Here is a 17644-nt window from a genome sequence, read left to right on the forward strand (position 1 = left end):
ACGAATGCCAAATTCGCTCCGCGCCAGTACTCGTCCTTCCTAGACTGCAAAGGTTTTCTATCACGCTGAAAAGAAGACAAAGGGCTAAAATCAAGTTCATTTTAGCCCTTTGTCAACAATCTAAAAGGAATAATAGCGAGCTATTATTCCTTTTGTTTCAATAATTCATGTGTCAGCCGGCTCAGGACTGTTTTTCTTTTCTTTCAATACGGCATGGGCTTCTTTGACGACTTTTTCAAGTTCAGATACTGGAAGTGCCGTATTCTCTTCTTGATCGGGATGCAGGACCAAGTGGAGGAGAAATTCGATATTTCCATCTCCACCTGTAATCGGTGAAAACGAAACATCCTTTACATCATAGCCTTCTTTTGCAGCAAATTGATTCATTTCTTCTAGCACACCAAGGTGTACAGAAGGCTCCCGCACAATGCCTTTTTTTCCAACAAGCTCTCTGCCCGCTTCGAACTGCGGCTTCACTAGTGCAATACAGTCGCCGCCTGGGATAAGAATATGCTTTAATGCGGGAAGAATGAGTTTGAGCGAGATAAATGATACATCAATCGATGCAACCTCTGGTAATCCTTCGGTGAAATCTGCCGGAACAGAATGGCGGAAGTTGGTGCGTTCCATGACGATCACTCGATCATCCTGTCTTAATTTCCACGCAAGTTGATTATAGCCAACATCCACAGCATAGGATTTGACTGCTCCATTTTGGAGTGCACAATCTGTAAACCCCCCTGTTGATGAACCGATATCAATCAACAGCTTTCCTTCAACGGTTAAATCAAATTCTTGAAGTGCCTTTTCGAGCTTTAGCCCACCTCGGCTGACATATTTCAGCGGATTTCCCTTCACAGTCAGCGGGGTATCACGAGCGATTTTTTCTCCTGGCTTATCCAAACGGTTTTCATTTGAGTAAACGATCCCTGCCATAATGGCGCGTTTTGCTTTCTCTCTCGTTTCCATTAGTCCTTGTTCGACTAATAAAACGTCAAGTCGTTCTTTCTTTGATGTCATGATCCAATTCCTTTTCTTGGTGCTGCGGGAAGCAGGTCACGTAACGTTTCAGCAACCTGTGTTTTCGTCAGTCCAATTTCCTCAAGCAGCGCATCGACACTTCCATGCTCAATAAATTCATCTGGAATGCCCATACGTTCTACTTTTATATGAGACACTTTTTTGTCGTGAATATATTCTAATACGCTGCTGCCAAATCCACCTTGAAGCACCGCTTCTTCTATTGTTAAAATTGGCATCCCTTCAGACAGTATCTCATTTAACATGCTTTCATCAAGAGGCTTAATGAAACGAGCATTGACAACACGGATTGATTTTCCTTCTTTTTGCAGTTCTTCTGCTGCCTGCAGCGCCATTTTAATGGTTGTACCAAATGTTAAAATGACAGCATCTTTCCCGGGACGAAGAACTTCCCAAGAACCAATTGGGATGGTTTTCAGCTGTTCATCCATTTTAACGCCTAGTCCATTTCCACGCGGGAAGCGCATGGCAATTGGACCTTCGTCATATTGAATGGCTGTGTTGACCATATGCTGTCCTTCATTTTCATCCTTTGGCATCATGAGAACCATATTCGGCATATGTCGCATGAAAGCAATGTCAAATACACCTTGATGCGTTTCTCCATCTGCACCGACAAGACCTGCACGGTCAATGCCAATGAACACATTGAGATTTTGACGGCAAATATCATGCAGCACTTGATCATAGGCTCTTTGGAGGAATGTTGAATAAATCGCTAAAAATGGCTTCATGTCCTGTGTAGCAAGTCCAGCTGCCATTGTTGCAGCGTGCTGCTCTGCAATTCCAACATCAAACATTCGCTCTGGGAATTCTTTTGCAAACCCTTCAAGCTTTGAGCCAACGGGCATTGCAGGTGTAATTGCGACAATTCGCCCATCTTCCCGTGCCAGCTTTCTGACGGTTTCACTGACGAGACCACTCCACGACGGTGCGGCTGCTGTCGGTTTCACAAAGTCACCTGTGTCGATTTTGTATGGTCCTGTTCCGTGCCATGTGCCGATCTTATCAGATTCGGCCGGCTTATAGCCTTTTCCTTTTTTCGTGATGACATGAAGGAGAACCGGGCCTTTTGTTTTCTTTGCGTACTCAAGATTCTCAAACAAATCTTCATAGGAATGTCCATCTACTGGTCCTAAGTAAGTAAAGCCCATTTCCTCAAAAAACATACCAGAGACAAGCAAATATTTCAGACTGTCCTTGATACGTTCTGCTGTTGCAGCAAGCTTTCCGCCTACTGCTGGAATACGCTTGAATAAGTATTCAAGCTCGTCTTTTACCCACTGGTATTTACCAGCTGTACGTAGCCTGCCAAGCATTGTATGGATCGCACCAACGTTTGGCGCAATACTCATTTCATTGTCATTTAAGATCACAATCATGTCTTTTTTTTCATCCCCGATATGGTTCAGTGCTTCTAACGCCATACCGCCGGTTAGTGCACCATCGCCGATAATCGGGAGAATATATTCATCTGTTCCTTTAATGTCACGCGCTGCCGCCATTCCCATTGCGCCAGATAATGAGGTTGAACTGTGTCCAGTCTCCCAAACATCATGTTCACTTTCATTTCGTTTAGGGAAACCGCAGAGCCCTTTATATTGACGAAGTGTGTCAAACTCGGCGCCTCTTCCAGTTAACAGCTTGTGAACGTAAGACTGATGTCCAACATCCCAAAGAAATTTGTCTTTCGGGCTGTCAAATACTTTGTGAAGTGCAACAGTAAGTTCAACGACACCAAGGTTTGGACCAATGTGCCCACCAGAGTTCGCTAACGACTCAATTAAAAACGTGCGAATGTCCGCACTAAGCTCCTCTAATTCTGCATTTGACATTCCTTTTAGAAACGTTGGATTTTTTATTGATAAAAGATCCAATCAGGATCAACTCGCTTTCAACAAAATTTCTATCTACATATATAATGCCTTATTCCTATGAAAACCAATTCAGGAATAAGAGTTGTCTCATCATGATAAACTGTTTACAGTTTACCACAATTGCTCGAGGACCCTCAAATCTAGGCTGTTTTTAGTGATCTCGTGAGGCAATCAGATCGCATAAATCATGCAGCAATTTTTGCTCCAACTCAAGATTTGAGACAATTTCTTTCGCACGAGTGATATGTTCATCCAGCTTTTCTTTTGCTCCTGAAAGCGTTAATAAAGAAGGATATGTCGACTTTTCATTTGCTGTATCGGAGCCGATCCGCTTTCCTATTTTCTCTTCGCTGCCTTCAAGATCTAAAATATCATCACGGATTTGAAAAGCAATACCAATATGATAGCTGAATTCTCTCAGCTTTTCGATCTCATCATCAGATGCCCCTGCCAGCATCGCACCAGCAGCCACACTAAAGGTGAGTAGCTTTCCTGTTTTGCGCGCATGAATCGATTCTAGTTCAGAAAGAGGAATTTGTTTCTGTTCTGCTTCCATATCATCAAATTGCCCGCCAACCATTCCGAGTGCACCTGCTGATGTAACAAGTTCATCGATGATTCTAAGCTTTTGATCAGCAGGTACATCGTCAGATAATTGCGATGTAATCAGACGGAAGCTTTCAGTGAGCAGCGCATCACCTGCAAGAACGGCTGTTGCCTCGCCATAAACTTTATGGTTGGTCGGCTTTCCTCTGCGCAGATCATCATCGTCCATACAAGGAAGATCATCATGTATCAAGGAATACGTATGAATCATTTCCACTGCACAGCCTACTGGTATACCGTCTTCTTCCCTTTTTCCATACGCATTTAAAAGAGCAAGAACAAGCACAGGACGCAGTCTTTTTCCGCCAGCTTTCAGAGAATAAAGCATAGAAGATTTCAGGTCTTCGGGAATAGACAATTCCTGCACATATGTAAATAAATAATCTTCAATTGCTTGTTTTCGTGTTGTTAAAAATTCGTTTAAGTTACTTGTCACCAGCATCTGCCTCCTTCACTGAAAAAGGAGCCAGTTCACCGTCCTCTTTTAAAATGAAATCCATTTGCTTTTCAACATGCTGTAATTTTTCATGGCAAAGTTTTGAGAGTGTCATTCCCTCTTGGAAATAGTGGATAGCTTGTTCTAGCGGTACATCGCCTTCTTCGAGCTTTCCAACAATCTCTTCAAGTCCTTTCATGGCCTCTTCAAATGTCATTTGTTCTTCTTTTTGTTTATTTGATTCTGTCATGATGATTGCCCCTCCTTCTCAATAACCTCACAAATCAGACGTCCATCCTTCATTGTAATCGTCAGTTGATCCTTCGTTTCTACTTGATTCACACTTTTAATAAGCTCATCTTCTTTATAGGCTAAACTATAGCCTCTTTCCATGACTTGAAGCGGATTTAATGCATTTAGTTTACCAAGAACCGATTGGAACTGCGAATGAATTGTTTTCATTTGCACATTCATGCTCCGAATGAGCTGTTCTGTTTCATTAGCGTGGCGTTTTTTCGCCTGAAGCAGCTGCTCTTTAGGATGAAGCGGCTTCAGTCTATATGTTTGGCGGTCCAGTTGACTGCGTTTTTGTTCCAATTGTCTTGTCAGCTGTTTTTGAAAACGATCAAATACCATATCGAATTGCTGCTCTTTTTGCTCTTGTAATCGCTTTGGAAAACGGAAAGCATAAGAGGATTGAAGTGCCACAAGACGGTCTTTTGCTTGTGACGTTCGATTTTTTACTGCTCTTGTTAACCGAATGTCGATTGATTTGATTCGTTCAATTAAATCAGCGGTGCTTGGAACAGCTAGTTCGGCTGCTCCTGTTGGTGTGGGTGCTCTCATGTCTGCAGTGAAATCACTAATGGTAAAATCTGTTTCGTGTCCAACGGCAGAAATGATTGGAATGTCTGATGCGAAGATTGCTCTTGCGACTGCTTCTTCATTAAAGGCCCAAAGTTCTTCAATCGATCCTCCGCCTCTTCCGACAATCAAGACATCACAAAGCTGTTTTTCATTGGCTTCTTTAATCCGTTCCACAATCGAACGCGGGGCATTTTCTCCTTGGACTAATGCCGGAAGCACAATAATCTTGGCCTGTTGATAGCGCCGATTGATCGTGGTAATGACATCTCGAACTGCTGCTCCTGTTGGAGATGTAATGACACCAACAATCTCTGGATATTCAGGAATTGCTTTTTTATAGCGCTCATCAAATAAGCCTTCACTTGCTAGTTTCTTCTTCAGCTCTTCATAGGCAAGATGAAGAGCACCAACACCATCAGGCTGCATTTCTTTTGCATATAATTGATAGCTTCCGCTCGGTTCGTAGACTTGAATTCCGCCACGTACGAACACTTTCATTCCGCTCTTTGGTGAAAAAGGCAGCTTGGACGCTGAGCGTTGAAACATGACAGCTTGCATACGTGCATTTTCGTCCTTTAAGGTGAAATAAACATGCCCTCTTGAATGAATCTTCACATTTGATAACTCACCTTTGATCCAAATATCTTCTAAATGAGGGTCAACATCAAATTTTCTTTTTATGTATTTTGTAAGGGCTGTGACCGTCACAAAGGCTTTTTCACTCATGACGTATTCCTCCTCTTCAAAAACGCACATTCATCCACCGGCAGCACGCAGGTGGATGAATGGATCAAGCTTATGATAATGTACGTTTTGCTGATTTAACCGTATTGTGTGCAAGCATCGTAATTGTCATTGGACCCACTCCGCCAGGGACTGGTGTGATGTAAGAAGCTTTTTCTTTTGCTGCTTCAAAGTCAACGTCCCCTACAAGTTTCCCTGTTTCTAGACGATTGACTCCTACATCAATGACAATAGCGCCTTCTTTAATTTGGTCAGCTTTAATAAAGTTTGCTCGACCGACGGCAACAACTAAAATGTCCGCTTTTAACGTATGTTCTGAAATGTTCGCCGTTCTTGAATGACAGTAGGTGACGGTTGCATTTTCGTTTAATAGCAATTGTCCAACTGGTTTGCCGACGATATTGCTTCGTCCTACAACGACCACTTCTTTGCCAGAGAGATCCACACCTGTTTTGTTCAATAATTCAACAATACCTGCTGGTGTGCAAGGGAGGAATGTGTCTTCCCCAAGTAGCATTTTCCCGATATTCAGCGGATGAAAACCATCTACGTCTTTCTCTGGTGAAATTCGTTCAATGACGGCTTTTTCAGAAATATGTTTTGGCAGTGGAAGCTGAACAAGAATTCCGTGGAATTGATCATTCGCATTGTACTGATCAATCATCTTTAGCAATTCCTCTTCTGTTAAAGAAGCATCTAAATGATCAAGCTGGAAATGCATGCCCATGGCTTCTGCTGCTTTTTTCTTCCCGCGTACATAAGAAAGTGAAGCCGGATCATCACCGATTAGAATAACGGCAAGACCAGGTGTGACTCCTTTTTGTTTTAGCTCTTCTACTTCTTTTGCTAATTGTTCACGCTTTTCTTTTGCTGTTTCTTTCCCATCGATGATTGTTGCTGTCATGTCGAATCCTCCTATTGCTGCTTTAGGTCGTTTTTAATGTTTGAAAGTACACCATTTACAAATTTCGGCGCTTTATCATCACCGAACAATTTTGCCAGTTCAATGGCTTCATTCATTGAAACACTCAACGGGATATCTTCTTGATATACCATTTCGTACACAGAGAGCCTTAAAATGGCTCTGTCTACGTTCGCAATACGATCAAGTTTCCAATTCACAAGATGCTGTGAAATCATGTCATCGAGCCTGTCCTTTTGTTCGAGCACACCGAAAACCAGTTCCTCGAAAAAAGGATCTGATTCTTGTTCATCCAGCGCATGTGTAATGGCCTCTTTCGGATCAATATTGCTGACATCAATTTGAAATAATGTTTGTAGCGCCTTTTCTCTTGCAGTTCTTCTTTTCATTATTTACTCCTTTAACCACTTTATCCGCTTGTCGTTAAGCCATACAGAGATCATAACATATTTTGACCGTAGTCGCACCAAGATCCATGCGAGCTGTGACGAAAAACGAATCACTCGATGCGTGACGTAATGATCATACGGAATTTTCCCAAAAATGGGCTTTAAAAAACCAAAGAGGCGATGCCTCCTTGGTTTCACTTCAACCCTTTTTACATTTCTTGATCAACTTCAGCTTCAGCTGTTTTTGTATCAAACTGAATGCCGACGACATGAATGTTGATTTCATTAATCGTTAAAGCCGTCATGTTTAAAAGGGTTTGACGGATATTTTCTTGAACAGCAGTGGATACCTTTGGAATGGATAGGCCAAATTCAACCACACAATACACATCAACTGTGATGCCTTCATCAGAGACATCTACTTTCACACCTTTACGGTGATTTTTCTTCCCAAAGCGTTCTGCCACATCAGCAGCGAAGTTGCCGCGCATTTCTGCAATTCCTTCGACCTCTGATGCAGCGATCCCAGCAATGACTTCAATCACTTCTGGCGCAATTTGCACTTTTCCCAATTGATCTTCATCAAGGTTCATTTCAAGCAAATTGTTTTCTGACACGATCATTCACCTCCGAAAGCTGTTATTATTTCATAATTTGATACGTTTCTAAAAACTTCGTATTAAAATTACCGCTCACAAATGTTTCGTGCTCTAGTAATCTGAGGTGGAATGGAATCGTTGTGTAGACTCCTTCAATGACGAATTCTTGAAGCGCACGTTTCATTCTTGCAATTGCTTCTTCTCTCGTTTTACCATATGTGATCACTTTCGCAATCATACTATCGTAATATGGCGGAATCACATAACCAGGATAAGCGGCAGAATCAATACGTACTCCTAAACCGCCTGGCGGAAGGTACATTTTAATTTCACCAGCAGAAGGCATGAAGTTTTTCTCAGGGTTCTCTGCATTAATACGACATTCAATCGCCCAGCCTTCGTATACGACATCCTCTTGAGTAAGGGAAAGCTTTTCACCTGAAGCTACTTTGATCTGTTCTTTGATCAAATCAACACCAGTGACCATTTCCGTTACAGGATGCTCTACTTGGATACGTGTATTCATTTCCATGAAGTAAAACTTCTCTTCATTATAATCATAAATGAATTCAACCGTTCCAGCACCTGTGTATTCAACAGCTTCGGCTGCTTTTACGGCAGCTTCACCCATTTGCTCACGAATATCTGCATTTAGTGCAGGTGATGGCGTTTCTTCCAAAAGCTTTTGCATTCTTCTTTGGATAGAACAATCACGTTCACCTAAGTGAATGGTATTCCCATGCTGATCAGCAAGGACTTGAATTTCCACGTGTCTAAAGTCTTCAATGAATTTCTCCAAATAGACACCTGGGTTCCCGAAGTTTTGTGCTGCTTCCTGCTGCGTGATGGTGACACCGTTAATGAGTTCTTCTTCTGTGCGAGCCACACGGATACCTTTACCACCGCCGCCTGCAGTTGCTTTAATAATGACAGGATACCCAATACCTGCTGCTGTTGAAACAGCATCATCAAGATCTTTTACAATTCCTTGAGAACCAGGAACAATTGGAACACCAGCTTGCTTCATTGTTTCTCTTGCCACATCTTTCGTTCCCATTTTGGAAATTGCTGACGCAGTTGGTCCAACGAAGATGACATTACATTCCTCGCAAAGCTCTGCAAAGTCTGCATTTTCAGCAAGGAAACCATATCCTGGATGGATGGCATCTGTACCTGTTAGTTTTGCCACACTGACAATATTTGTCACATTTAAATAACTATCTTTTGAAGCAGTCGGTCCGATGCAATATGCTTCATCAGCCATTTGAACATGCAGCGCATCACGATCCGCTTCAGAAAATACCGCAACTGTTTCAATTCCAAGCTCTTTACAAGCACGGATGATTCTAACTGCGATTTCTCCTCTGTTTGCAATTAATAGCTTTTTAATCATGATCGTACTCCTTACTCTGCTTTCACTAGAAAGAGGGGTTGTCCGAATTCTACAAGCTGACCGTTTCCAGCTAATACTTCGACGATTTCGCCTTTTACTTCTGCTTCGATTTCATTAAACAGTTTCATCGCTTCAACGATACATACAACTGAGTTTTCCTTCACTTTAGAACCTGTTGTCACATATGGATCTGCTTCTGGTGAAGAAGAAGCGTAAAATGTGCCAACCATTGGGGATGTGATTTTATGCAGGTTTTCAGACGCGGCTCCCTCTTGTGCAGGGGCTTCGGTCTGAGCTGGAGCTTGTGCTTTAGGAGCTTGTTGAGCTGGAGCTGCTTGGACAGGAGCCACTGGTGCTTGTGCCGCAACTTGCTGAACGACTTCTTTATTTTTCTTTAACTTGATTTTTGCACCTTCGTTTTCGTACGTAAATTCATCAATTGTTGATTCGTCAATTAATTTAATTAGTTCATGAATCTCTTCAATTTTTAACATGGATTTGCACCCCTATGTATGGATTTATCTTTTTTTATAGGCTAGTACTAAAAGTACATACTATAACCATCTTACAGGAGGATTTCGTTGAATTCAACTATTAATGTGATGAGACACCTCGCGCAAGCACCTGAAAAAGGGCGTCAACCCGCATGAAAAAACGCCCTTTTCAGAAAAGGGCGCTTGTGCATTTTTTATTGATTCGATGGCTCAAAAGTGACGGCTACGTTATCAAGCCCTCTCATTTCTTTTGTGACCAAATCAATAATATCTGCTGCTTGGGACTTTGATTTTTTATCAGAACGAACCGTGATGTTCACTTTATCTCCTTCTGCACTGACGAGCGCATCTTTATATCCTTTTGTTTTGATTAATGTCTCCAGCTGACGCTCTGTTCCTTCTGCTTCACTAAGCGCTGTCATTTGGTCATACGCTTCGCTTTTTTCTTGCGCTGTTGCATCATCACTAGATACAATTTCGTTGAACTCTTCACGCTGCTTGCTGCGCTTATCTTCCAGTTCAAGTCTGTAGGTTGTGAAAAGCTCATCATCTGTCTGCTCTGAAACAGCCTTTCCTTCTTCTCCACTTGTTTCCACATCTTCTTGTTTCGCATTGGTTTCTTTGTCAGTTGATTTCTCTTCTGCGTTCTTTTCGGTTCCTTTATCAGTCCCTTTTTCTGGCTCAGCCTTTTTCTCTTCCATTCCTTTTGATTTTGTATCTTCTACTGTCACAGCATTCTCACCTTGTGGAGACATGATATAGTACACACTTAATACGACAACTAAACTTAGCATCGTTAATAGCCAAACCGTTTGTTTTTTTAACATCATTCCGAATCCTCCTTGATTTTTTTAGGGGCAACAGCCACTCTATGGCTCGGTACATCAAGCACTCGTGTAACCGCTTCAATGATGGTTTTCTTTATTTGAACGTTGTCTACTCCTTGAGCAACAACGAGGACACCTCGAATGGCTGGCTTTTTCGTTTGGACAACAACAGGTGTTTCTTCATTGCCATTTTTAATAATGACAATCTCTTCTTCCTTTGTTTGATCCGTGACACTTCGCACGCCGCCTGCTTTGTCTGTTTCCTCAGTCGTAGTGCTTTTATTGGATTTGTTTTTTTCAAACACTTTTAAAGAAGTTGCGTCTACATTTACCACAATGGATACATCCTCAACACCAATGATCGTTTCTAAAATTTCTTTCAGCTGATTTTCGTATTCTTGTTCAACATCCTCTATCGAGTTTTTTGACTTGCCTGAAGAGGCTGGTTTAAACACCGCCTGCTCTTCTGAGGATGTTTTTTTAGACGCAGGAACAGCAGCCTCTTGTTTGCTTGATGGCGGTGACAGAATCTGACTGACTAACATGAATGACACGCCGATGATGAAGACAAGCAGTAAGTAATGGTGCTTCGTTAATTTTGGTTTCCCTTCACCTTTTTCAGGTGCTTGGAACATTGATTTCAGTTTTTGTCTCCAGTCTTTGTTATTCATGATCTGCTGCGTCACCTCCCTCAATGTTGAGCGCAATGTGTTCAGGCCGTGTATTCCATACATCTGCAAGCGTCTCTTTCACCTTCGCCATCTCTTTTGCTGACGTCTCGGCGCTTTCCTCCTTTTGCCTGGAGAGATCAATGTCGACCTTTGCCACCGTTTCTACAGCATCACCTGTGAGCGGGACAAGGACTGCTTTGATGCGAAATTGATCTGCCTCCATATTCTGATCAAGGTGCTCCTCATCTGCCAACACTTCTACGTGTTTCATTTCATAGCTCTCCTTCTCCAGTGGCTCCTTTGCGCTTTTTTCTAGTTGGACAGCCATTTGCTTTAAAATATATGCACGCTGTGAGGCTTGTATTTCTTTTTTTTCTAAATTCATCTGATTTTTTATTTCTTCTGATTGCGCTTGGTCCTTTCCTTTCATGATTTCTGAGAAAATTTGGTCTGGATCTGCTCTGAATAACGCAAAGATCGGATTGAGCATCACTACAATTAACAGTAAGCTGACGACCATTTTTGCATACTTCTGCATGCTTGAATTGGGAAGCAAAAGATCAATCACAATCGCAAATAAAATAAACAGGATAATACTTGTGATCCATTCTGTGAGAAAACTCAAATGGTGTCCCCTCCTTACTTCATCATCATTGTGAGGTTGCCAGCTGTGATGATAACGGTAATGCTTAAAAAGAACATAAGCGATACAACAGCTAATGCAGCAAATATATAAAGAACACTTTTTGAAATGACATCAAGGCAGCTAATAATCGGCCCGCCCCCTAAAGGCTGAAGAATCGCAGCGGCCAGTTTATAAATGAGAGCGAGCGACAGCACTTTAATCGCTGGGAAAGCCGCAATTGAAATCAAAATGGCGACGCCTACAAGGCCAACCGTATTTTTCAGCAGCACAGAGGCGCTGATAACGGTATCTGTCGCATCAGTAAACATTCTGCCAAGAACAGGGATGAAATTTCCGGTAATAAATTTGGCTGTACGAAGAGCGATTCCATCAGTGATAGCCACAGATGCCCCTTGTACGGAAATGACGCCTAGGAATACGGTTAAAAAAACAGCGAGTCCGCCAATGGCGACATTTCTTAACAGCTGGGCAAGCTGGGTCACTTTGTATTGTTCGGTCAATGTACTGACTATGCTCAAAATCGCTGATAAAAAGATGAGCGGAAGAACGACATATTGAATAAAAACACCGCTCGTGTTCATTAAAAACAAAATCACAGGATGAAAGAATCCGGCTGAGACAAGCCCGCCTGATGAAGCAATAAGTGCTAATAAAAGTGGAATAAGAGCAAGAATAAAACTAGTCATCGTTTGGATGGCTTCTGTTGCATAAGAGGTTGCAACATGAAAGCTGTTTAATGCAATAATGATAAGCACCATATAAACAAGAGCGTATGCAACTTTACTAACAGTGCTTTGCTCAAACGCATTTTGCAAAAGCTGCAGCAGCGAACAAAAGATGGTGAGTAAAATAAGTGTGCCTAAGAGTTTTCCATTGGCAATCAGCTCATGAAACAGGTAATGAACAAAAGCCTTCAGCCACGTTTGGGGAGACAGCTCTTTATCGCCATCGATCATTTCCTTCACTGTACCTTTTTGGCTTTCAGGCAGAAAGCCGCCATACTCGTCCAATATCGTTTCCCAAAAGTCACTAATAGAATGAAGCTCTAAGGCATCAGCCTGTCCACTCGCAACTTCTTCTGCGACCGGTTCTTCACTTGATAAAGGCACACTTTCTTCTGCACCTGCATACGGAACGATCATCCAAAAGAACATCATAAACCCCAGCACAGCTGTCACCCGTTTCATCATCATCACCTCTTTTCCATCAAGTCATGGACGGGATCATACCTAGGATCGTCTCAATGATGACTGTTAAAATCGGTACCGCCATGACCAAAATAAGAATCTTGCCGCCAAGCTCTATTTTTGAAGCGATGGCGCCTTGACCAGCATCCTTTGTAAGCTGGGCACCAAATTCTGCAATATAGGCAATGCCAATGATTTTCAAAATGGTTTCAACGTATTTCATATTGACGCCTGCACTAGCTGCAATTTTTTCTATCATGGAGATAATGGCATAGATTTGATCGATTAAATAAAGGAAAATGACACACCCTGTAAACACAACAAGCATAAAGGCAAAGGTTGGCTTTTGTTCTTTGACGATTAATGCTAGAAAAGTAGCGATTAAACCAAGTCCAACAATTTGAATGATTTCGATTTGTAAGCCCTCCCCTATCCTTGAAATAGAAATACGGCTTTAATCTTCTTAAACAAATCATCCACAATGGTAGCGACCATAAATAAAATGTAGATAAATCCAAGCAGTGTCACCCACTGTGCGTACTCTTTTTTCCCCATTTGATCTAAAATCGTATGGAGAAAAGCCACGACGATACCCACTCCCGCAATTTGGAAAATGACGTTTACATCAACGCCCATGCTCTCGACTCCCTTCCTCTCACATCAATAACAGAATCAGTAGTAACCCGCTTAGAAAACCAAGACTTCTTACCATTTTTTCATTTTTTGCTTGGGCGACTTCAGCTTCTTTCTCCTCTGATTCCAAATGACCTAAAGCTAGCTTGATATATTTTTGCTGAGCTGTCACATCATGCTGACCAAGGGTTTCTCCAAAGTGCTTCAGCGCCTCATATTCGCCTTTTTTTAATACGGTTTTTTTCCATACATCCTCTAGACTTTCATTCCATGCATGCCTCGCAGAAAAGGTGCCGACGTTGAGTTTTTCTGCAAATTGTTCAAATAGCCGATTCACAGGCGGTCCTACTTGGGACGCAATTTGGTCAGCGGCTCTAGCTAAAGGTGTTTGACCATACATAATTTCTGCTTCAAGAGATTGGAGCGCAAACCGGAGCTGGCGAATTTGCTTTGGCCGATCACTGTACCGCTTCGCAAACTCGAATCCTCCCCATGTCGTAGCCGCAACAATGAGAATAGCACCAATAAGCTTTAACATACGTCCACTCCCCGCCTCCGCTTCAGCTCTTGTCCATCTTGGTCAAATATCCGTCCGATCGTGCCAGGCCCTTTTTCTCTATTTAATTCCACATATCGCTCAAACACACGAAGCTGCCATAACGGTTCAAATGATGGCCGTTTAGATAAGTCTTCAAGTGAATACCCATGAGCTGAGACGATAATGGTGACTCCAGCATGGATTGCTTCTAGCAGTGCCTGTACATCTTCACTTTTTCCGATTTCATCGACAATGATGACTTCTGGGCTCATGGATCTGATCATCATCATTAACCCTTCAGCCTTTGGGCACGCATCAAGTACATCAATCCGGTGCCCAAAAGAATGCTGCGGTACTCCTCTTATACAACCTGCGATTTCAGAGCGTTCATCTACAATCCCTGTTTTTCTAGGAGAAATGGCTGTTGTTCCTGTACTGACAAGACGTGCTAGATCACGCAGCAATGTCGTTTTCCCGGTTTGCGGCGGACCTATAATCAGTGTGTTACACCAATGTTTTTCATATAAATAAGGGAGAAACGGCAGAGCAATTCCGATCTTCTCTTTTGCGATGCGAATATTAAATGAAGAAATATCTCTTAAGCCTTTGACGAATCCATTTTCGACGATGACCTTTCCAGCAAGCCCAACCCGATGTCCGCCAGATATGGTGATATAGCCCTGTTTTAACTCTTCCTCAAGTGTGTACATGCTGTAATTACTTAGCCTGCCTAATAGCTGAGCCGCATCTTCACCTGTTGTATGATAGGAAAGAAAGCGGGGTTTCCCCCCTTGCATCAGCTCAATCGGGCGATCGGTGCGAATGCGGATTTCTTCTATTTGCGCCCACTCTGCTTCTTTTAACATGCTGAGTTCTTGTCCAATTGAGTGCGGGAGAATATCCAACAAACTCCGCAACGAATTCCCCTCCTTTTTTTCTTCTCTAAAATGTATGATGCATGCCGTTAATTATGCCAAGCCATTTCACTTATAAATTCCAACAAGAATAAATACGACACCAATGAAAATAAACACAAGCTTCGCATAGGATAACTGCCCTGCAATTTGGTAGATTCCAATCGTCATCGTGATAATAAAAATGAGCGGTCCGATGATCGCTAATATGCTATTGATGACAACCGCTTTACGCACATCATTTGTCACTAAAATGAGGATGGCGGCCGTCAGTTCAATCGCGGCAGATAAAAACCTCATCCCTGCCATGGCAGCGACTGACGGGTGTATGCCTGGGAGAAATTGTTTCATATAGAACCTCCAGCTTTTTTTACACTATATGCTTCACTAGCTAGAAGTAGTCTTGTTTTTCAAAAGGAAGAGAGATGGATGAGAGAATAGAGTGAGGGGTGTCATAACGAGGCATCCTATTTTTTTCAATAAAAAAAAGACTGTAAACACGAGGTTTACAGTCTCAAATAGTTGACAAAGGGCTAAAATGAACTTGATTTTAGCCCTTTGTCTTCTTTTCAGTGTGATAGAAAACCTTTGCAGTCTAGGAAGGACGAGTACTGGCGCGGAGCAAATTTGACATTCGTGAGCACCAGCACGCAGGACTGACAAAGAATGCGAGGGTTTGTCTACACGCTGAGGCTGTAAACACGAGGTTTACAGTCTCTCTCCGTTCATTACGCTCTTGAAACGTATGAACCGTCAGATGTATTGATCACTAGTTTATCACCTTGGTTCACAAAGAAAGGAACGTTCACGATTAAACCAGTTTCTGTTTTTGCAGGTTTTGATCCACCTGATGTCGTATCACCTTTAATACCAGGCTCTGTTTCTACTACTTCTAGTTCTACAGTGTTTGGAAGTTCCACTCCAAGTGTTTCATCACCGTACATGACGATTTGAACCGACATATTTTCAAGCAAATATTTCAACTCATCTTTGATTTGCGCTTCGCTTAGTTCAAGCTGTTCGTATGAACTTGTATCCATGAATACATGCTGATCGCCATTTGCATATAAATATTGCATTGTTTTTGTTTCAATTTGAGCTTTCGCTACTTTTTCACCTGCACGGAATGTTTTTTCTTGAATCGCACCTGTACGCAGGTTACGCAGTTTCGAACGGACAAACGCTGCGCCTTTTCCTGGTTTTACGTGTTGGAAATCCACGACACGCCAAATACCGCCGTCCACTTCAATTGTCAGGCCTGTACGAAAATCGTTTACTGAAATCATTTTGTCATCCTCCTACATTTCACCATCATAATATGATAAGTTCTTTCGGTGAGTGGGTCAATCGTTTATTGCCGTCAGCTGTCAGGACAATATCATCCTCAATTCTCACGCCGCCGACATCCGGCAAGTAAATGCCTGGTTCAACTGTCACAACCATTCCCTCTTCTAACACGACATCTGAGCGTGAGGAAAGGCCAGGTGCTTCATGTACTTCCATACCAAGCCCATGTCCAGTCGAATGCCCGAAGTATTGACCGTAGCCATACTTTTCAATGATGTCTCGTGTGATGCGATCAGCTTCTTTTCCTGTTAAGCCTGGCTTGATTTTATCCACACCAGCGTTTTCTGCTTCTAATACGATATGATAAATTTCCTTTAATTTGTCGCTTGGTGTTCCTACAGCAATGGTTCTTGTCATGTCTGAACAATAGCCTTTATAATAGGCACCGAAATCCAGTGTCACCAAGTCACCAGATTCAATCACCTTTTCGCTCGCTCTCCCGTGTGGCAGGCTTGAACGAACGCCAGAGGCAACAATCATATCGAATGAAGATCCTTCTGCCCCTTCTTTTCTCATGAAAAATTCAAGCTCGTTCATGACCGCAATTTCTGTCAGGCCCGGCTTGATGTACGTGAGAATATGATCAAAGGCATGATCTGCAATCTTCGCAGCTTCCTCTAATATCTTAATCTCTTCATTAGACTTAATCAAGCGCAACTTTTCAACTGATTCCGAGACGGGAACAAGCTCGATACCGCTTGCTTTCCCCGAGTACTGCTGGTATGTGGCAAATGTCATATGGTTTTGTTCAAAACCAAGACGTTTCACCCCAAATTCGTTTGCCGTTTGGACAGCAGTTTCCACAATGTTTCCTTTATGTTCAATGATGTCATAGCCCTTTACTTGATCCTTGGCTTGCTCTGTGTAACGAAAATCCGTAATAAAGGCGGCTCGATCCTTTGAAACGATGGCAAGACCGGCTGATCCAGTAAAACTCGTCATATAATGTAAATTAAAGCTGCTCGTAATTACTAAACCATCTATGTCTAATTCGGCTAAAAGTTTTCTTAGTTTTTCAAGTTTCATGATACTGCTCCCCCTTCACTGACTAAATAACGAATTGCCAATTTATATCCTTCTAACCCAAGTCCAACGATTTGACCTTGGCATACTGGAGCAAGAACCGAATGATGGCGGAATTCCTCTCTCTTATGAACATTTGTGATATGTACTTCAATGACAGGTAACGTAATACTTGCAATAGCATCTCTCAGTGCATAGCTATAGTGGGTAAAAGCACCCGGGTTAAACACGACGCCATCGTACTGATCTTCTGCTTCATGGAGCGCATCGACCAAATCTCCCTCGTGATTCGATTGAAAGAACGTCAATTGAATATTTGCTCTTTCTGCAAACTGAAACAAATCCGTTTCTAAATCTGTTAATGTTTTACTTCCATAAACTCCTGGCTCCCTCTTGCCGAGCCTATTTAAGTTGGGCCCATTCAGTACTAGAAAATGAGGCATATGACCACTCCTTCAATCTAATTCACTCTATATCGATATCTGTTTCT

Annotated in this window: 22 protein-coding genes; all 22 read right to left on the reverse strand. The window is 42.3% G+C overall.

All coding sequences use genetic code 11. The features are described 5' to 3' along the window. Positions 1 to 165: 165 nt before the first annotated feature. A complete protein-coding gene (locus NST57_RS11855) occupies positions 166 to 1020 on the reverse strand; it encodes a TlyA family RNA methyltransferase (RefSeq protein WP_007501164.1) in 855 nt (284 codons plus the stop codon). After that, positions 1017 to 2918, reverse strand: coding sequence for a 1-deoxy-D-xylulose-5-phosphate synthase (gene dxs / locus NST57_RS11860; RefSeq protein ID WP_341298598.1), 1902 nt, complete (start codon positions 2916 to 2918; stop codon positions 1017 to 1019). Before dxs ends, NST57_RS11855 begins: the two co-directional genes overlap by 4 nt. A gap of 151 nt (positions 2919 to 3069) precedes the next feature. Next, positions 3070 to 3966: a polyprenyl synthetase family protein gene (locus tag NST57_RS11865; protein ID WP_445818791.1), complete on the reverse strand. Its 897-nt coding sequence runs from the start codon at positions 3964 to 3966 to the stop codon at positions 3070 to 3072. Next, positions 3950 to 4210: an exodeoxyribonuclease VII small subunit gene (locus tag NST57_RS11870; protein WP_003215880.1), complete on the reverse strand. Its 261-nt coding sequence runs from the start codon at positions 4208 to 4210 to the stop codon at positions 3950 to 3952. The genes NST57_RS11865 and NST57_RS11870 overlap by 17 nt, the downstream gene beginning before the upstream one ends. Further along, the gene (xseA, locus tag NST57_RS11875) at positions 4207 to 5553 is read right to left on the reverse strand and encodes an exodeoxyribonuclease VII large subunit (RefSeq protein WP_142155475.1); all 1347 of its coding nucleotides are present in this window, start codon (positions 5551 to 5553) and stop codon (positions 4207 to 4209) included. The genes NST57_RS11870 and xseA overlap by 4 nt, the downstream gene beginning before the upstream one ends. A gap of 70 nt (positions 5554 to 5623) precedes the next feature. Continuing rightward, positions 5624 to 6475 carry a bifunctional methylenetetrahydrofolate dehydrogenase/methenyltetrahydrofolate cyclohydrolase FolD gene (gene folD, locus NST57_RS11880; RefSeq protein ID WP_007501171.1) on the reverse strand — a complete coding sequence of 284 codons (852 nt, stop codon included), beginning with the start codon at positions 6473 to 6475 and terminating at the stop codon, positions 5624 to 5626. An 11-nt stretch (positions 6476 to 6486) separates the two neighbouring features. Further along, positions 6487 to 6882, reverse strand: a complete 396-nt coding sequence (gene nusB / locus NST57_RS11885; protein ID WP_142155476.1) for a transcription antitermination factor NusB — start codon at positions 6880 to 6882, stop codon at positions 6487 to 6489. Between the two features lie 209 nt (positions 6883 to 7091). After that, a complete protein-coding gene (locus tag NST57_RS11890) occupies positions 7092 to 7499 on the reverse strand; it encodes an Asp23/Gls24 family envelope stress response protein (protein ID WP_200831229.1) in 408 nt (135 codons plus the stop codon). A 25-nt stretch (positions 7500 to 7524) separates the two neighbouring features. Next, positions 7525 to 8874 carry an acetyl-CoA carboxylase biotin carboxylase subunit gene (accC, locus tag NST57_RS11895; protein WP_008342217.1) on the reverse strand — a complete coding sequence of 450 codons (1350 nt, stop codon included), beginning with the start codon at positions 8872 to 8874 and terminating at the stop codon, positions 7525 to 7527. Between the two features lie 11 nt (positions 8875 to 8885). Continuing rightward, positions 8886 to 9368 (reverse strand): acetyl-CoA carboxylase biotin carboxyl carrier protein, encoded by a 483-nt coding sequence (accB, locus tag NST57_RS11900; protein WP_341298600.1) that lies wholly within the window; start codon positions 9366 to 9368, stop codon positions 8886 to 8888. Between the two features lie 194 nt (positions 9369 to 9562). Beyond that, positions 9563 to 10195 carry a SpoIIIAH-like family protein gene (locus NST57_RS11905; RefSeq protein WP_341299221.1) on the reverse strand — a complete coding sequence of 211 codons (633 nt, stop codon included), beginning with the start codon at positions 10193 to 10195 and terminating at the stop codon, positions 9563 to 9565. Next, complete coding sequence (gene spoIIIAG / locus NST57_RS11910) at positions 10195 to 10830, reverse strand: stage III sporulation protein AG (protein ID WP_445818822.1); 636 nt, start codon at positions 10828 to 10830, stop codon at positions 10195 to 10197. The genes NST57_RS11905 and spoIIIAG overlap by 1 nt, the downstream gene beginning before the upstream one ends. 28 nt (positions 10831 to 10858) lie before the next feature. Continuing rightward, positions 10859 to 11491, reverse strand: a complete 633-nt coding sequence (spoIIIAF, locus tag NST57_RS11915) for a stage III sporulation protein AF (RefSeq protein WP_142155480.1) — start codon at positions 11489 to 11491, stop codon at positions 10859 to 10861. A gap of 14 nt (positions 11492 to 11505) precedes the next feature. Beyond that, positions 11506 to 12699: a stage III sporulation protein AE gene (gene spoIIIAE / locus NST57_RS11920; RefSeq protein ID WP_445818792.1), complete on the reverse strand. Its 1194-nt coding sequence runs from the start codon at positions 12697 to 12699 to the stop codon at positions 11506 to 11508. Positions 12700 to 12718: 19 nt separating this feature from the next. Continuing rightward, positions 12719 to 13132, reverse strand: a complete 414-nt coding sequence (gene spoIIIAD, locus NST57_RS11925) for a stage III sporulation protein AD (RefSeq protein ID WP_087978339.1) — start codon at positions 13130 to 13132, stop codon at positions 12719 to 12721. Beyond that, complete coding sequence (gene spoIIIAC / locus NST57_RS11930) at positions 13129 to 13335, reverse strand: stage III sporulation protein AC (protein WP_003153142.1); 207 nt, start codon at positions 13333 to 13335, stop codon at positions 13129 to 13131. Before spoIIIAC ends, spoIIIAD begins: the two co-directional genes overlap by 4 nt. A 19-nt stretch (positions 13336 to 13354) precedes the next feature. Then, positions 13355 to 13870 carry a stage III sporulation protein SpoIIIAB gene (gene spoIIIAB / locus NST57_RS11935; protein WP_341298601.1) on the reverse strand — a complete coding sequence of 172 codons (516 nt, stop codon included), beginning with the start codon at positions 13868 to 13870 and terminating at the stop codon, positions 13355 to 13357. Next, complete coding sequence (gene spoIIIAA / locus NST57_RS11940) at positions 13864 to 14787, reverse strand: stage III sporulation protein AA (protein ID WP_041091756.1); 924 nt, start codon at positions 14785 to 14787, stop codon at positions 13864 to 13866. The genes spoIIIAB and spoIIIAA overlap by 7 nt, the downstream gene beginning before the upstream one ends. A 66-nt stretch (positions 14788 to 14853) precedes the next feature. Beyond that, entirely contained in the window at positions 14854 to 15135 is a 282-nt protein-coding gene (locus NST57_RS11945) for a YqhV family protein (protein ID WP_017367580.1), read from the reverse strand. A 377-nt stretch (positions 15136 to 15512) separates the two neighbouring features. Continuing rightward, positions 15513 to 16070 (reverse strand): elongation factor P, encoded by a 558-nt coding sequence (gene efp / locus NST57_RS11950; RefSeq protein ID WP_007501192.1) that lies wholly within the window; start codon positions 16068 to 16070, stop codon positions 15513 to 15515. A gap of 25 nt (positions 16071 to 16095) precedes the next feature. Beyond that, positions 16096 to 17157 (reverse strand): M24 family metallopeptidase, encoded by a 1062-nt coding sequence (locus NST57_RS11955; RefSeq protein WP_007501193.1) that lies wholly within the window; start codon positions 17155 to 17157, stop codon positions 16096 to 16098. Then, positions 17154 to 17597: a type II 3-dehydroquinate dehydratase gene (gene aroQ / locus NST57_RS11960; RefSeq protein WP_007501195.1), complete on the reverse strand. Its 444-nt coding sequence runs from the start codon at positions 17595 to 17597 to the stop codon at positions 17154 to 17156. The genes NST57_RS11955 and aroQ overlap by 4 nt, the downstream gene beginning before the upstream one ends. Between the last annotated feature and the right edge of the window lie 47 nt (positions 17598 to 17644).

Origin of the sequence: Bacillus sp. FSL M8-0077, from assembly GCF_038050255.1 — a bacterium.
GTDB classification, from domain to species: Bacteria; Bacillota; Bacilli; order Bacillales; family Bacillaceae; genus Bacillus; species Bacillus altitudinis.

Coding starts and splice junctions, on each gene's coding strand:
- NST57_RS11855 (WP_007501164.1), bottom strand. CDS start 1,020: ATGACATCAAAGAAAGAACGACTTGACGTTTTATTAGTCGAACAAGGA.
- NST57_RS11865 (WP_445818791.1), bottom strand. CDS start 3,966: ATGCTGGTGACAAGTAACTTAAACGAATTTTTAACAACACGAAAACAA.
- NST57_RS11870 (WP_003215880.1), bottom strand. CDS start 4,210: ATGACAGAATCAAATAAACAAAAAGAAGAACAAATGACATTTGAAGAG.
- xseA (WP_142155475.1), bottom strand. CDS start 5,553: ATGAGTGAAAAAGCCTTTGTGACGGTCACAGCCCTTACAAAATACATA.
- folD (WP_007501171.1), bottom strand. CDS start 6,475: ATGACAGCAACAATCATCGATGGGAAAGAAACAGCAAAAGAAAAGCGT.
- nusB (WP_142155476.1), bottom strand. CDS start 6,882: ATGAAAAGAAGAACTGCAAGAGAAAAGGCGCTACAAACATTATTTCAA.
- accC (WP_008342217.1), bottom strand. CDS start 8,874: ATGATTAAAAAGCTATTAATTGCAAACAGAGGAGAAATCGCAGTTAGA.
- accB (WP_341298600.1), bottom strand. CDS start 9,368: ATGTTAAAAATTGAAGAGATTCATGAACTAATTAAATTAATTGACGAA.
- NST57_RS11905 (WP_341299221.1), bottom strand. CDS start 10,195: ATGTTAAAAAAACAAACGGTTTGGCTATTAACGATGCTAAGTTTAGTT.
- spoIIIAG (WP_445818822.1), bottom strand. CDS start 10,830: ATGTTCCAAGCACCTGAAAAAGGTGAAGGGAAACCAAAATTAACGAAG.
- spoIIIAE (WP_445818792.1), bottom strand. CDS start 12,699: ATGAAACGGGTGACAGCTGTGCTGGGGTTTATGATGTTCTTTTGGATG.
- spoIIIAC (WP_003153142.1), bottom strand. CDS start 13,335: ATGGGCGTTGATGTAAACGTCATTTTCCAAATTGCGGGAGTGGGTATC.
- spoIIIAB (WP_341298601.1), bottom strand. CDS start 13,870: ATGTTAAAGCTTATTGGTGCTATTCTCATTGTTGCGGCTACGACATGG.
- NST57_RS11945 (WP_017367580.1), bottom strand. CDS start 15,135: ATGAAACAATTTCTCCCAGGCATACACCCGTCAGTCGCTGCCATGGCA.
- efp (WP_007501192.1), bottom strand. CDS start 16,070: ATGATTTCAGTAAACGATTTTCGTACAGGCCTGACAATTGAAGTGGAC.
- NST57_RS11955 (WP_007501193.1), bottom strand. CDS start 17,157: ATGAAACTTGAAAAACTAAGAAAACTTTTAGCCGAATTAGACATAGAT.
- aroQ (WP_007501195.1), bottom strand. CDS start 17,597: ATGCCTCATTTTCTAGTACTGAATGGGCCCAACTTAAATAGGCTCGGC.